The sequence below is a fragment of the Thermococcus celericrescens genome (genome assembly GCF_001484195.1).
Lineage (GTDB): Archaea > Methanobacteriota_B > Thermococci > Thermococcales > Thermococcaceae > Thermococcus > Thermococcus celericrescens.
The window spans coordinates 1-14806 of sequence record NZ_LLYW01000030.1; the positions used below are offsets into that span (position 1 = coordinate 1).

A 14806-nucleotide genomic window follows, 5' to 3' on the forward strand; every position below is an offset into this window, starting at 1 on the left:
TTCATACTGCCTACCCTTGATGAGAGCCACAAAGCCATGCGAAGCCCATCATCATAACCGTTTCCAGTGTAATTGATTCCCTTTCCTTCTCCACTGAGGAAGACTACCCTGTCAAAACCCCTCTTCTTGAACCACTGGACGGCTTCATCATAAGAAGTTGGCCGTTCCCCTCCAAAGGTCATCCTCGACTCATAAGTTCCAGCATCCTCATTCCACTCCACCCACCACAGACCAAACTTCGACATAAGAAATCACCAACTACGAGTAGTTAATAGCCCATATAAAAACCTTTTGGTTAAACAAAACCATTAAAAACACCCCAAAAGTTCCAAAATAGGTTGAAATTATGGGGGTGGTAATCCATTACCACCTCACATACCCACCGCTTGGCTTAAAACCAGGGGCAACATAAATGGGTCAAATTCAATGACACGGTGTCCAGAATTAGATGGGGTGATAAAATGATCGAGCTCGTCGTCATAGGACACGTCTCTATAGACACAATAGTCTTTCCCGACGGGAGAAGGGTGAACATGCCCGGCGGAGCGGCCGCTGCTGTTGCCACCTCCGCCGCCCTGGCCGGCGCAAAAGTGGGCCTCGTGACCAGGGTGGGGGAGGATTTTCCCGGGGAATGGATGAAAAAGCTGGCCTCCATCCTCGATGTGCAGGGTGTCCAGGTGTTGCCAGGGAAGACCATCCACATCTACATGATTTACCACGAGGACGGGAGCGTGGATGCCCCCGTGGAGATGGGCGTCGCCCGGAAGATGGGCGAGACCCCGATTCCAGAGGAATACCTGGGGGCGGAGCTGTTTCACATCGCACCCATCCCCCCGGAGGAGCAGCTTAAAGCCCTCAAAAGGCTCGAAGGAAAGAGGACGAGCCTCGACTTTAACCCGACGTACATGGCCGACTACCGGGAGAAAACGGACCTCATGAGGGAGGTGGTCTCGCGCGCCGAGGTCATCTTCCCAAACGAGAGGGAGGCCCTCGTTATGACCCGCGCGGAGAGTGTCAAAGAGGCCGCGGCGGCCCTCCACGAATGGGGCGCCGAAATCGTGGTCGTAACCCGCGGCGAGAGGGGAGTTCTCATCTACGATGGGAAGTTCAGGGAGTTTCCGGCGCTCCCCATAAGTGAAAACGAAATCGTAGACCCCACGGGCGCCGGGGACGCCTTTGCCGGCGGCTTTCTGGCCGGCTACGCCAGGGGGGAGCCCCTGGAGACCTGCGTAAAACTCGGACTGGAGCGGGCAAGGGAAGTTCTGAAGAAAAAGGGGAGCTGGAGCGTCTAATCCGTCGCCAGCCTGACGAAGACGTAGAGCACAACCAGCAGGAAAGCGGCCAAAGCGGTGACCTCGAGCCTCGGCAGGAGGGGCGACAGGGAAAACATCAGCAGGTAGGTGGGGAAGGCGAGAGCTATCGCCGCCAGAAGGACGGCGTAATGCTCCAGCGGCGCCCGTTCCCTGTCGAGGTGGGCCATCTCTATGACCAGAAGGGCAAGGGCCATAACCGCCAGGCCGTAGAAACCGCCGTTCCTGGTGTAGATTAGGAAGGCCCCCACGGAGACGAAAAAGAGGGAGCCGATGAAGTACCACTGAAGGCCCATGACGGCCAGGGGGAGCAGGAGGAGGGTGCGGCGGTCGATCATGGCCAGCAGGAGGAAGAGCGGAACCAGCGGCGCAAGGGAGTAGAGCCTTCTTTTTATCCTCATACCACAGCCACCTCCGCCACGGCAACCTTCAGCGGCCTCCTGACGTCCCAGTCTATTATCCTCCCATAGCCCGCCATCTTTCGCAGTATCGCCCTTCTCCGGAGACTCAGGAGCCTCAGCGCCAGCTCCTCCTCGCGGCTCTTTGGCTCAACGGCGGTGTAGGGGTCGGGGCTTATGACGACGACGTTGTAGCCGAAGGACGACATTATCCTGAGCGCCTCCCTGCTCTCCTCCGTGAGGAGGGGCGAGAAGTAAACCAGCTGTGCCCTCGGCGGGAAGCGTGAGCGTATCAGGTGCTCGACCTGGTAGGCTATCATGTTGTTCCTGTCCGGCCTGGCGGTGCTGAGGAAGTCGATGCACTTGAAGAAGTGCCTCTTGCCGTAGTCCGGGCGGACCCAGAGGGGAACCTCCTCCGCCAGGAGCAGGCCGAAGCTGGTTCCGCTGTTCAGGGCGTTGAGCATGAGCGAAGCGGCCGCTCGAATGAGGTTGTCGAAGACCAGCTCCCCGGTGTAGGAGGCATCGACGATGAATATCACGTCCACCTTGCGCTCGCTCTCGTACTCGTTGGCCATTATCTTTCCAGTTCTGGCGGTGGCCTTCCAGTTGATTATCTTCAGCGGGTCTCCTGGCTGGTACTCCCTGATGGCGTGGAACTCGACGCCCTCACCAACCCTGGGGCTTGGGAGAGAGCCGACGGTTATCTTGGTTCCCCTTGTGGAGTAGGGCGTGGGAACGTTCTCTATTATGGGAACTCCTATGAGCTCGGTGTAGAGGTCGAACTTCTTCGTGAAGTGGAAGAAGCCGAAGGGGTCGCGGTAGCTCAGCTCGACCCAGTTGAACTCGTGGATTCCGCGCTTAACGCGGACGCGGTAGCGGAGTTCCTTCAGCTCGCCCTTTCTGAGTGACAGCACCCACTCGGTTCTCCCGTCTATCAGCTCGAGCCCCTCTGGGAGGTCCTCCCTCACCTTGAGGCTCGGAATCCTCTCACCGGCCCGTATCCTGAGCACTATCTCAATCTCAGTGCCCTCGAGGAAGCGGTTGTGGGGGACGACCCGCTCCAGCTCCACCATCATCTTAGGCTTGAAGAAGAACACCGCAACGAAGACGAGCCACAGAGCCGGAAGGAGGAGGTAAACCAGCTCCCAGCGGAGCAGAAGGAAAGCGATGAGGACAAGAAGCCAGAGGGCCAGGAAAAGCTCTTCAGCCTTCTCCGTTGGGACCATTCTCCCCTCTGGCCCGGCGTCCTCAGCAGGCCCCTTCCCAAGTTCAACGGGTGTTGGGGTTCTTGGAACCGGCTGCACCGTTTCACCTCACTCAAATTTAGGAACCGGAACGCGCTCGAGGAGCTTCCCCATTATGCTCTCCTGGCTCACCTTGGTGTACCACAGCTCGCGCTTGAGAATGAGCCTGTGGCTCAAAGCCGGAACGGCAACGGCTTTAACGTCGTCGGGAATAACGTAGTCCCTTCCGTTGAGGGCTGCGTAGGCCCTTGAGAGCTTCAGAAGGGCCAGGCTTCCCCTCGGGGAGGCACCTATCTCTATCTCCTTCTTGTCCTCCCTGGTGGCCGTCACGATGTCGGTTATGTACTCCAGTATGGCGTCGCTGACGTAGACCTCCTCGACCGCCCTCTGCATCTCGACCACTTCCTCCGCGCTCAGGACCGTCTGGACGTCCGGTTCCTCCTTCTTCCTGGCCATTCTCCTGCGGAGTATCTCTATCTCCTCCGCCTTCGAGGGGTAGCCGACGCGGAGGCGGACGAGGAAGCGGTCGAGCTGGGCCTCCGGGAGCGGGTAGGTTCCCTCTTGCTCTATCGGGTTCTGAGTGGCTATTACTATAAAGGGCTCGGGCAGGGAATAGGTGTTCCCCTCTATCGTGGCCTGCCTCTCCTGCATCGCCTCGAGTAGGGCGGACTGCGTCTTCGGCGGGGCGCGGTTTATCTCGTCCGCGAGGAGTATGTTGGTGAAGACCGGCCCCTTCCTGAGCTCGAACTCCAATGTCTTCTGGTTGAAGACCGAAACGCCGAGTATGTCGCTCGGGAGCAGGTCCGGCGTGAACTGGACGCGGGTGAACTGGACGCCCAAGGCCCTTGCAAAGCTCTTGGCCATCAGGGTCTTGGCAAGCCCCGGCAGGTCCTCCAGCAGGACGTGGCCGTCGGCGAGTATCGTGGTCAGGATAAGCCGCAGCACCTCGTCCTTTCCAACTATCGCCTTCCTTACCTCCCCAAGGACGGCGTTACCTTTCTCGTGTATCTCCTCCACTTTCATTCAAATCAGCCTCCACAATCTTAAGGGCCTTCTCAAGGTTGTCGAGAAAATCCCCCTCCGAGCGGAGGGTTCGTATAGCGTCGTTCGGGTCCGTGAGGAGTGAGTGATAGGTGGAGTTGTAGTCATCGGACAGGGTGGCGTAGATTTCGGCTATCTTCTCCTCCACCAGCGAGCGGGCGACCCTGCCGGTTCTGGCCTTTCGGAGGAGGGAAACGGTTCTATCCATGTCTGTCTTCCTCTCAACCCTATGCTCGCGGTCCCGCCTCCGCCTCGCCACGTTCATCTCGACACCGAACAGAAAGAACGTCATCAGTGCCCCCAGGAAGAGAACGGCCAGCCACCTGACCAGGTAGGAACCGGCCAGTGTGGCCGCGAGCACCAGGACGGAGCCTATGACGAGGAGGACCTTATGAAACCTCATTCACAGCACCCCTCATCTTCCTGTAAAGCTCGAGCGCCTTCTCCGCATCCTCCCACGTAACCTTCTCCGGGGCGTACTTTGCCTTCTCAAAGAGCTCCGTTATGCCCCTGAAGGGCTCTCTGAAAATTTGAACCCTCTCCGCGTGCTCCCAGTGGGTCCAGCTTTCCTTATACGGAACGCCGAGTATCTCGAGCCAGAGGACGGCGTTCTTGTATATCCCGACAACCGCCTCCCTCGGGTCGCTGAACATTTCCAGACCAAGTTCCTCGACCTTCCTGTCGAAAAGCTCGGCCCTGCGCCTCATCTCCCTGAGCTCCCTCTTCCTGAGGGCCTTGCGGTAATAGATCACGGCGAAGTAGGACAAACCCGCAAGGAACAGAAGCGCCGCGCCGTAGAGAACGTAGCTCGAGGGAACCCCCGAGGGAGGGGCGGCTGAAACGGTGTCGTTGTGGTAAACCGGGGCCGGAGGGACAACGCTGCCGTTGGCCGTCGTGCTGTTAAGGGATGAGTTGAGGGTGGAGTTCACGGGGGGAGTGGGATTCGAGCGGCCGATGTAGTAGAGTATCCCGGCCGCACCGGCTATCGCGAACGCCCAGGCCATAAGGTAGGACCTGACGTTAACGGGATACTTTTTCTTGCCTGGCGAGAGGTCCCTCCAGCTCAGGAGAACGAGAAAAATGACCAGCAGGGAAACGGCAACGATTGCGAGCAACAGAACGCCGAAGGAAGGGGCCTCACTCCGCTGAAGTCCGGAGTTTTTAACGCTGTAGCCCATCATAAGGGTCATCAATGCGAAGAGCAGGGTGTAGAGTGCCGCGAATTTTACCCTGATGGACATTTTTATCAAGGGTGGTACGAAGGGCAGGTTTAAAAGCTTTTACCCTGAGGTAAACCTTGGGTGGTAGCATGGAGAAGATGCCGAGGCTCTACGTGGAGGTTCCTCCAGAGGAGTGCATCAAAGGCGGAAAGGTCACCAGGGACTGTGTGATAATCCAGGGAAGCGTTGAGGTCTGGCTGAGAAAGGATGAAGGGGTTCCCGACTTCGTGGAGGCAGAGAGGGCGAAGTTCCTGGCGAAGGAGGTCTACGACAGGTTCTACCTCTACGTGGACGGAACGGAGGGAAGGATGCTCGCCGACGCGATACTAATTCTCCCCGACGGGAGGACCAGGATATACCTGAAGAAGGGCGACGAGCTGCTCATCCTCCCCGTGGAGGGCTATACAAAGACCATCATAGCCAACGTTGGCAACCGTGTGAGGAGAGGAGACGCCTTCGCGGCGGTGACGACGAAGAAAGGGGAAGTCCACTACCTCAAGCCACCAAAGACGGGAACCGTCGTCTTCATAGACGAGATAACCAACAGGCCGCACTACGTGTACTACATCCTGCCCGAGGAGTGAGGGCTGTTTCATAGATGGTTAGAAGTGTGAAGTTTTGGTGTTTTTTGTCTTGCCGTAATTTTTAAATAGTTTTGAGGTGGATTTTGTTGTGATGGGCAGTCCTTGATATGTGGGGTTGTTAAGCCTGAATGGGGGCTGTCAAAAGCCTTGAAGATGTGGGGAGTCACCGTTCCCCCCGAAAGCCACCCAATGAAGACAGGAGGGTGGAAGGTTAGCCGCAACGAGATTTACAAACTTTACACAAACCACGGCTAACCAGAACGGTCACCCCTTCCCCATCCCCGCCATCATGGCGTCTATGCTCGACTTGAGGGCCAGCTTTATGCCCTCCAGGGTGTCCATCCCCTTAAGTGTCCGGGTGTTGTGGGCGCTGGTTATGATTATCGACCACTTGTAGAGGTTCTCCTTAACCGGAACGCTCTGGAACATTGCGATGAACTTCTCCCCCTCCACAGAGGCCTCGAGTATCTCCACATCCGTCTCCCCCAGCTTCGTGGAGTAGACTTCCCTAACTTCGAGGTTTCCATACTCCTTACTCAGCATGTCAGAAAGGTATCCCATGTCAATCACCGGCATTATATAGTGCAACGTCCTTATATACCTGTCGTGCCTTCCGAAAGGGGACACCAAAAGCGTTATAAGGCGCGGGAGTAACCCCCCTTGAAGACAGTTTTGGAGTTGAAGGAAATGAAGATTGAAGCTGGAGATTTTGTGGTGTTCCACTACATAGGCAGGTTTGAGAACGGTGAAGTTTTTGACACGAGTTACGAGGACATCGCCAGGGAAAACGAGATATACGTCGAGGAGAGGGAGTACGGCCCGCTCGGCGTCAATGTCGGTGTCGGCGAGATAATCCCCGGCCTCGACGAGGCGCTGATTGGGATGGAGATTGGCGAAAAGAAGACCGTCACGATTCCGCCGGAGAAGGCCTACGGCATGCCCAACCCTGAGCTGGTTATAGACGTTCCCCTCACCGAGTTCACCAACATAGGGATGGAGCCGGTTGAGGGCATGTACGTCATGACTGACTCGGGGATAGCAAAGATAGCCAAAGTCGGGGAAGAGAGCGTCAGTCTCGACTTCAACCACCCGCTCGCAGGAAAGACCCTTGTGTTCGAGGTCGAGATAGTGGACATAGAAAAGGGAAAGGACTCAGAGTCCGAAGCCACCGCTGATGTTGAGTGACGAGACGCCTTGATAGACGGCCACACCCACAAGCATCAACATGAGACTGTACTTAAGCCCAGCTGAGTACTTTCCTTCTCTTATTACCCCAATTCCAAGGCCGGAGATAAAGGCCTGAATGACAACGAAGCCCAGGAGTATCAGTTTGATAGTGTCAACCGGGAGTACCACCATGTCCGTTCCCATTGTCTCCATGACCTTATAAACGACCGCGAGTATCATGGGACCTATGAATCCACTGGTTATTATAAAAAACATCATCTGCATGCCCGTGGAAGCCTTGCGCTCCTGTCTGATTCTGAGTATCTCTCTCACGTCGTTGCCGACGTAGACCAGAACATCGCTCATAGGGGCACCGCGCTCTAGGGCCTCAATGATAATCATCATCGATCTGTACAGGACCACAGATTTTCTGTTCCGAATTGCAAAGGCCCTGAGGGCATCGACGGTGGGACGGCCCTTCTTTATCTCCGCCACGGTCTTCTTAAACTCATCAGTCAACGCCCCGAACTTGGCCGTGGTAAGCTCCTCCAGCGCCTCCGAGAAGGATATTCCAGCACGGAGTGAGCTGGCAAGGTAGAAAAACGCATCGGGAAGGTTCTTCTCCATCTCCTCAACACGCTTCATGACTTTCCAGTAGGGATACCCAAAGGCCATACTAAGGAAGAGGGCAATGAACGCGGCCACAGAGTAGGGCCATGTGGACACCATCTCCACAAGGAGCGCACCAATAATACCGAACAGGATGGAGATAACGAGATACTCAACAGCAAGGAAGTTCAATCCCGCCGAATAAATGAATATCTCATAACGCTTCACCCACTTCTGGGGAAGGATCCGTTGAAACGCAGAGACCAGCAGAGACGTTATTCCACGGGGCATGCGGATCACCTGGGTTCTCCCTTCTTGATCATGCTTATGATTATGAACGACACCCCCGGAAACGCGAAGAGCAGTATCACCGCGAGGGCCTCGGGGGGCATGACGAGATGCTGGGACATCACAGAACCTGCCAGGATGCCAACGACGAACATTGTGGGCATGACGATCGTGAGGAACATGTAAACGAAGGATATACCGTTGACTTTCTGGACGTACTCAACCAACTTCATCCTGTACTCAAAGGAGAAATCCTCCGCCATTTTATAGAGTATCTCGGAGAGGTTGCCGCCAAACTTAACCGCCCTCAGTATCTGTTTAACCACCCTGCTAACGCTTTCGGACCCCATTTTCTGCTCAAACTTGGATAGGGAGTCTTCAAAGGAAGAACCAGCCCTCATCCCCATCAGTATAAACTCGAACTCTTCAGAGATTGGGCCGTAGTCAGCCCTGGACACCGAAAGCATGGCCTCCGCGATACCGACGCCAGCACTAAGTAGTGAGGCCATATGCCTGAGGGCGTAGGGAAGGGCACGTTCCACCTCCACCACGCGTCTCTTCCACACCATGCGGGGGTAGTGCCTCATGTACATGAATCCACCGATAAAACCAAGGACCGACAGCAGGACTATTATATCGGGTGTCAGGTAGAGCAGATATCCAAACAGGGCAGAGAACACCGCGGAGAAAATAGCCACCAGGAGTATGAGGGCAACGTATTTTTCCTTGGGCGTTGTCATGCTGGCACGGTAAAGGTCCTCATCCAGGCCCCGGAGGGATTTGGTAAGGGACTCTATGGGACCCTTAAAGTAGCGCAGCATGGCATCCGCAAGCCTGTCAAAGAACGGGCGCTGTATTTCCTGCTTCCGCCACTCCAGGATTTCTTCAAGCTGCTTCTCCCTTTCCTCCTCCCGCTTTTCAGTTTCCATCTCCTTCTGGAGCTGTTTGAGGGCCTTCAGTCTCTCCTGAACTGACTTGCCCTCCGGTATCCTTCTGACGGGCCTTTCCGCAACCTCGATAGTTTTTCCCCCGAGGCGCTCGAGGAAGTTGACAAACGCATCGAAGACCCCCATCGACATCACCTTCAAATCAAAGTCCTTATCTGCCTGCTCGTCTCAGTGCTGCCCTCGGCTTCGATTTTCTTCAGAAGCGACTCCTCGTCTATGTAGAACTGCCTGATGTAGTAGCCAACTTTCTCGATGCTCCTGATACCTCTTTCAATCATCCAGTCAAGGATTATCTTTCTCTTCTCCTTCTCCAGTTCCAGCTCAGAGACGCTCATTCCCGTGTGGTGGGCGAGGAGATTGAGGGTTCTGCTGGGGACACCCGTTGATACGAGCTCGTCCTTGGCAGGGTCGTACTTGTAGAGCTTGTTGAGCTGTATGCTCTCTCCCTCAACTCCCGATATCTCCGCTATCTCGGTGATGCGCCTTATGGTACCCTTCTTTCTGCTGTGGAACCTGACCTGCATGATGATTATATCCAGCGCCGGAATCATGATCCTCGGAACGGACATGGGAGGGCTCTCAAGGCGTATTACTGTCTCGCGGGCACTGTTGGCGTGGATTGTACCCATACAGTTCGAAACAAGTATACCGTTGGCAACGTAGTTGTGGTCCTCCTCGACGGTGAGGTCGTAGAGGTACTCTATACCCAGCTCCACCGGCTCGACCTCATCAACGCTCACGACCTCGTCCCAGTAGACGTCGCCGTCCGCTATGAGCTCAAGCCTCTTCGCCTGAATCCAGGCCTCGTCATCGTTCAAATCCTTCGCCACCTGCTGGAGGGCGAGGGCTATTCCCTTCAAAGCGGAGCGCCTTATCTCCTTCACCCTACCCTTCTCGACGTGGCGTATGAGGCTTTCTGAAACCTTCTCGCTGGCGTGGCTGGTGGCGAGCTTTGAAAGCTCGGAAACCCTGAGGTTGAGCCTCCCTCTTATGGGTTCGAGCATTGACGGCGAAATCGGAACGCGGTCGGTCCTCTTTCCGCGGTGCGGTCTGTACTTCCTGATGAGCTCCTCAAGCTTCGCCTTCTTCCTTGAGTGCCTGAGGGGAATCGAGCGGTTGAACCTGATGATGTCGTCAACGCCCCTCACGGTGACCCTGAAGATTACGCCCTCCTTGTAGCCTTTGTTCCTCACGCGGGAGACCGTGCTTATTATCCCGAGCCTCTGAAGGGCGTACCAGACCTTCCTCGCGAGGTTCTCACTCTTCGTCGTGAGGATTACAGCTGGGCCGTTCTCGTCAACGTAGCCATCGGCATCGAAGAGGCCCGCTATGAAGTACCTCAAAAGCTCGTCGTTCGACAGCACCAAATCGGGCACGTCGAGGTTCTCCTTCCTGCCCTTTGGGATTCTGAATGCCCTGTGAAGGAACTCGGCGAATATCTTCGAGCCGTAGGTCACAACGGTGTAGCCCTCGTTTCTTTTGATTTCGGGCTCGCTCTCCGGCAGGAACTCCGACAGGGCTGAGGTGAAGGCGTTCATGTAGGAGGAGTCGTCGAAGGTGGCCGAGACGTAGTAGCCGTTCGAGGAGATGTAGCCGTCGCCGAGGATTACGCCAACGGCATAGGAGAGCTTCTCGTCCACCTCGCGGACAATCCTTACGGGCTTCGAGTTGACTGAGATTAAATATTGGGCCATTTCAGGCGGGATTCCGTCGTTCGGAACCTTCACGAGGCCCTCTCCGTTGGGGACGAGGTAGTAGTCACTTATTCTCGCGTAAACCTCCGGACTTACGATGGCCTTCCTCTGCGGTGGCCTCGGCGGTTTCCTCATCACCGCGACCCTATCGCCGGGTTTCAGCTTCTCCGCCTCTTTTCTCACGACGTCGCCATCGGAGAAGACGAAGAACGGGTGGGTCTTGGTGAGTATCACCTCGTTGCCTGTCCTCGTTCTCACGCGGATAAGCTTCTCCCCGGGCCTTACCTTTCTCCTCCAGACCCTTGAAACGATGTGCTTCCCGGCATTCAGGTCGGGGCCGACGCTGACTACCTCGAACCTATCCTTCTCGTCGAGGACTATGTACTCCAAATCCTTGTAGGTTTCAACCCTGTCCGAGTACTTCTCGAAGAGTTCATCGATGAGATCACCGATGAGCACGAACCTGCCGTCCGAGAGCTGTATGACCGAGAAGTCGTAGAGGGCCCCATTATGTCCCGTGTTCATTGCCGTGAACATCGTCCTCGCTTCGGGACCACGAACCTCACCAACGATGATTCTATCCGGCCTCATACGGAGGGTGTTCTTAACGAGATCGTCCATTGTTATCTCGCCCTTGCCTTCAACGTTGGGCGGTCTCGTCTCAAGCCTCACCCAGTGCTCCACCGGGAGCTGGAGCTCCGCGGTGTCCTCTATGGTGATGACGCGCTCGCTCGGTGGAATAAACATCCCGAGTGAGTTGAGGGTGGTGGTCTTACCGGAACCGGTACCACCCGCGACGAGGACGTTGGCGGGCTTGACACCGAGTCCATCGACAAAGATCCAGAGGAGGGCCGCTATGTCGGTGTTCATAGTGCCGTATTTGATGAGGTCTATGATGGTGAGCGGGTCCTTCTTGAACTTACGGATGGTTATCGTCGGGCCGTCGAGGCTGATCGGCGGGATTGTCGCGTTCACACGGCTTCCATCGGGAAGGCGGGCATCAAGGAGGGGACTCTGCTGGTCTATCCTCCTGCCGACCTCCCTGGCTATGCGCTCGATGATGTTCAGTATCTCCTTCTCCTCCTCAAACACGATGTTGGTCTTGCACATGTTAAAGCGCCTGTGCCAGACGTAAACCGGCCTGTTGGTTCCTATGACCATGACTTCCTCAAGGTTGTCGTCGCGGACGAGGGGATCCAGTTTGCCGTAGCCTATCATGACCTGAACTATCATGTCGGCGAGTACCTCTATCCTGCCCTCCGAGAAGTGGGGGGCCGCAGACTTCAGCATTTTCCTGATGGCGTTCATGAAGACCCTTCTCCGTTCCTCCGGATTTGGAAAGGCGGTGGGGTCTATCTGGAGCTCCGTTATTGCCCGTTCTTTTATGAGGCGGAGGAGTTCCTCCTCCTCTCTGCTGAGTTTAGGGAGACGTATTTCATATATCGGGACGGGTTCCCCCTTAACCCGCAAAATGCGAACGTTACCATAGGCATCGAGAACCTCAGCCTTTCCAACGTACTTTGTTTCCTCCGCGGGGGGGAACGTGCTCAATATATCCTGAAGGGTTGAGGGGGGTGGTGATGTGGGTTTCGCCTTGGGCTTGGGCTCCTCCCTCGGCGGTGCCGTGGAGAAAATCTCCCCCAGAAGGTCTGCCCCGGTGGGGCGACTCTGAGCGGCTTCCTCGGGAGTGGTGGGCTTGCTGAGTATCTCCTGAAGGTCTATACCCCCACTTCCCGCAATGGGGAACGGGGCCGCTGGGGCCTCTTTTTCACCGGACTTCTTTCTCTCAGGTTCTTTTTTTTCCTCCTTAGGAGCGGTCTTTTTGCTGGAGGTCAGCATATTCTCCAATAGGTCACCCTCACCGTTCAGGATTTCATCTATCCAGGAGGTGGGCTTTTTCTTCTTCTCATCATCAAACGCCAACTTTTACAGCCCCCCCGCGCTCCATTCAACACGGTAGGTTATCTCCACACCGGTTCCCGTTGTGACGACCCACACAGGCAACTCGTATGATTCATTCGACGGGAGAACCTGACCTGGCATTCCAACACTGACACCGGTAAGAAGCGTTGGAGTGAGCTGGAACATCCCCTGTGGCATCTGAACGCTGTTTTCTACGTTCACAGAGCGCCTCCCTGTTCCGGTGTATTCAAAAAGTGCGTCCACATACTCGCTGTAGTCCATGGTGTAGTTCGGAGTGAAGTCGTACATCCTCCCATCAACGAACACAACCGGGACGGTAACGGCAAAGAACTTCTTGAATGTACCCTCATCCCCCGAGTACACGTTGAACTTAACGACTCCCTGGTACTCCAGAATACGGATGTGTCCATCGACGAGTGGGAACATTGAGAGCGCCGAGAGCTGGGATGGGGAGTTAAGGAGAGGAGGCACAACAACACCGCAGCCGATGGAGGTACCATCGGTTCCCCCACACGTAATGGACGGGAGAGAGTATGACTCGGTTTTGGAGACCCTGACGTTTATCACAACGGTTTCGTACGGCATAATCCATATGCCAGGATTGTAGTTAAGGTTCATTCCCTTATCTATGTAGAACCCAAGGTCCGTCTCATTGTTCCCGCGCCGGTAAACGGTTATATTGTACGCGGGATTGAGAACAAGAAACTTGGGAAACGGGGCGGTGTTTACAAGGGTAACGTTAAGGTCGATTAGAACATCACCCTGGAGTGTGCCTGCGGCCCGCACTTGATAGTGGCCAGGCAGAGCCGCAAATAACGAAATGAAAAGTAAAAGAAATGCCGCGGGGCGTTTCACGGCTATCACCTCACGTCGATACTCTGACAAGGTAAAGGGAGTTCTGGTTGGCCAGCACGTCCGGGACAAATATCGAGGGAACTTTGACTATAACGAGCAGCTGGGTGTTGTGGTCAATGGCCTCCAGTGACGTGTCTTTCTCGAGGTCAAGAACCTTCCATCCGTACGCACTGAGCTGCTGCTTAACCTCCTCGCTGGCCTGTATCTTACCGGCGGCTATCGCTTTGAGTATCTCCGCCAGGTTCACGCTGTAGGAGTAACTGCCAGACGAACTCTGACTCACTGACTGGCTGTTGGTGACGGAGTCACTCGCACTGCTGCTGTCAGATATCGAGGCTCCACCCGGGGAAGCGGATGAGGAGTGGCTCTCACTGTAAGTGGTCGATGAGGAAGTGGAGGAGGAACTTGACTGACTCTGGGACTCACTCACTGATATCGAACCCGACTGAACCGGCAGGAGGACAAGCTCAAAGTACCCGTCAACCGTCGTTGTGTTCTGGCCCTGGATAAAGAGTTTTATTCTGTCACCCGGCGAAAGGAACGCACCGTTTATGTTTCTCTTGGGGAGGACAAGGGACATCTCCACCCACTCAACCTTCACGACGTTGTACTTCATAAGCTCCTTATAGTCCATAATGCCTCCCAACACAGCTTTGGCATCAGCCTTAGTGACCATCTTCTTGGAGTCTCCGTACTCAAGTATCACATCCTGTCCCGGGAGGGCGTCAATGCGCCAATAGTAGTAGTCCCTCCACACCTCCAGGAGGTACGGGTCGGCCTTTATGGAGTTGACCTCATCAACACTAGTGGCGGACATGACGCGCTCCTTGAGGTCGTTCATGTACGTTACAGTTTTGGTGCGGATGTCATCTGGGAGAGGCATCGAGAGAAGCGGCTGGAACTCAAGCTCAAGGAGTTTTAATTTCTGCTCCTTTGTCCGGTTCAGCTGCTTCTCCAGCTCCACCCGATGGAGTTCATCGATACACGAATTGTACTCACGCAACGCAATGTCATAGCTCCCCTTAACATCAACGGCATTGAGTTCATCAACGGATTTGGCGTGAAGGATCTGGTCGAGCAGCTGGGATTTGATAGCGTTGGCTTTGGGGGAGCAGTTGGTATTGTTGAATATATCGGGCTTGAAGTAGAGGTTAACCTCAGCCAGTTTTTTGTTTCTGGCGTTGGTAAGTTCCTCGGCGGCACGGTTTTGGAGATAGATGTAGGCGCCAACTGATGTCAGAATTAGCACAATTATCACGATAGAAACTCCTATTAGGATCCTCTTCCTCCGCTCTTTCTCGCGGATACTACCAACCGAGCGCGGTCTCCGGGAGGGTTTTTTAGCAGGGGCGGGTTTGGGGGCCACGGGGGGGCTCTGGTTCGGCGCTGGCTTTACCCAGCTCCCTCAAACGGCGAATCTTCGCCTCGATATCCTCGGACACGTTGAGCACCACCATCAATCGTTATCATAACTGGCTTCTTATATCGAATAGTTTTTTGAACTTCAATCTTTATTTAGGTTTCGG

14 protein-coding genes and 1 pseudogene are annotated in these 14806 nt (G+C 55.3%); 3 read left to right on the top strand and 12 right to left on the bottom strand.

What is annotated here, in order from left to right; translation table 11 throughout:
* Positions 1–245: pseudogene (locus APY94_RS08755) on the bottom strand (DUF4855 domain-containing protein); the annotation flags it as partial.
* A gap of 216 nt (positions 246–461) precedes the next feature.
* On the opposite strand from APY94_RS08755, the gene APY94_RS08760 reads away from it, so the two are divergent.
* Complete coding sequence (locus APY94_RS08760; protein ID WP_058939272.1) at positions 462–1292, top strand: carbohydrate kinase family protein; 831 nt, start codon at positions 462–464, stop codon at positions 1290–1292.
* On the opposite strand, the gene APY94_RS08765 is transcribed toward APY94_RS08760, so the two are convergent.
* From APY94_RS08765 to APY94_RS08785, 5 genes are read right to left on the bottom strand one after another with little or no spacing between them, the layout of a single operon-like run.
* Positions 1289–1711, bottom strand: a complete 423-nt coding sequence (locus tag APY94_RS08765; RefSeq protein WP_058939273.1) for a hypothetical protein — start codon at positions 1709–1711, stop codon at positions 1289–1291. The two genes, APY94_RS08760 and APY94_RS08765, sit on opposite strands and share 4 nt — an antisense overlap.
* Positions 1708–3012 carry a DUF58 domain-containing protein gene (locus tag APY94_RS08770; RefSeq protein WP_058939274.1) on the bottom strand — a complete coding sequence of 435 codons (1305 nt, stop codon included), beginning with the start codon at positions 3010–3012 and terminating at the stop codon, positions 1708–1710. The genes APY94_RS08765 and APY94_RS08770 overlap by 4 nt, the downstream gene beginning before the upstream one ends.
* Positions 3013–3021: 9 nt before the next feature.
* Positions 3022–3975: an AAA family ATPase gene (locus APY94_RS08775; RefSeq protein ID WP_058939275.1), complete on the bottom strand. Its 954-nt coding sequence runs from the start codon at positions 3973–3975 to the stop codon at positions 3022–3024.
* Positions 3944–4396, bottom strand: coding sequence for a hypothetical protein (locus tag APY94_RS08780; RefSeq protein ID WP_058939276.1), 453 nt, complete (start codon positions 4394–4396; stop codon positions 3944–3946). The genes APY94_RS08775 and APY94_RS08780 overlap by 32 nt, the downstream gene beginning before the upstream one ends.
* Positions 4383–5234 (bottom strand): DUF4129 domain-containing protein, encoded by an 852-nt coding sequence (locus tag APY94_RS08785; RefSeq protein ID WP_058939277.1) that lies wholly within the window; start codon positions 5232–5234, stop codon positions 4383–4385. Before APY94_RS08785 ends, APY94_RS08780 begins: the two co-directional genes overlap by 14 nt.
* A 68-nt stretch (positions 5235–5302) precedes the next feature.
* Between APY94_RS08785 and APY94_RS08790 the strand changes: the two genes are divergently transcribed.
* Complete coding sequence (locus APY94_RS08790) at positions 5303–5797, top strand: DUF2118 family protein (protein WP_058939278.1); 495 nt, start codon at positions 5303–5305, stop codon at positions 5795–5797.
* A gap of 264 nt (positions 5798–6061) precedes the next feature.
* Here the strand turns inward: APY94_RS08790 and APY94_RS08795 are convergent, their stop codons facing one another.
* A complete protein-coding gene (locus APY94_RS08795) occupies positions 6062–6358 on the bottom strand; it encodes a hypothetical protein (RefSeq protein ID WP_058939279.1) in 297 nt (98 codons plus the stop codon).
* Positions 6359–6484: 126 nt separating this feature from the next.
* Here APY94_RS08795 and APY94_RS08800 point away from each other — a divergent pair, with 126 nt between their 5' ends.
* Positions 6485–6982, top strand: coding sequence for an FKBP-type peptidyl-prolyl cis-trans isomerase (locus APY94_RS08800; RefSeq protein WP_058939280.1), 498 nt, complete (start codon positions 6485–6487; stop codon positions 6980–6982).
* Here APY94_RS08800 and APY94_RS08805 read toward each other — a convergent pair.
* From APY94_RS08805 to APY94_RS08825, 5 genes are all read right to left on the bottom strand, one after another.
* Positions 6950–7864 (bottom strand): type II secretion system F family protein, encoded by a 915-nt coding sequence (locus tag APY94_RS08805; RefSeq protein ID WP_058939281.1) that lies wholly within the window; start codon positions 7862–7864, stop codon positions 6950–6952. The two genes, APY94_RS08800 and APY94_RS08805, sit on opposite strands and share 33 nt — an antisense overlap.
* Before the next feature lie 5 nt (positions 7865–7869).
* Positions 7870–8934: a type II secretion system F family protein gene (locus tag APY94_RS08810; RefSeq protein WP_058939282.1), complete on the bottom strand. Its 1065-nt coding sequence runs from the start codon at positions 8932–8934 to the stop codon at positions 7870–7872.
* 11 nt (positions 8935–8945) lie between these two features.
* Positions 8946–12425, bottom strand: a complete 3480-nt coding sequence (locus tag APY94_RS08815) for an ATPase, T2SS/T4P/T4SS family (protein ID WP_058939283.1) — start codon at positions 12423–12425, stop codon at positions 8946–8948.
* 3 nt (positions 12426–12428) lie between these two features.
* A complete protein-coding gene (locus APY94_RS08820; protein ID WP_157065511.1) occupies positions 12429–13211 on the bottom strand; it encodes a hypothetical protein in 783 nt (260 codons plus the stop codon).
* A 79-nt stretch (positions 13212–13290) separates the two neighbouring features.
* Complete coding sequence (locus tag APY94_RS08825; protein WP_245610448.1) at positions 13291–14646, bottom strand: DUF515 domain-containing protein; 1356 nt, start codon at positions 14644–14646, stop codon at positions 13291–13293.
* Between the last annotated feature and the right edge of the window lie 160 nt (positions 14647–14806).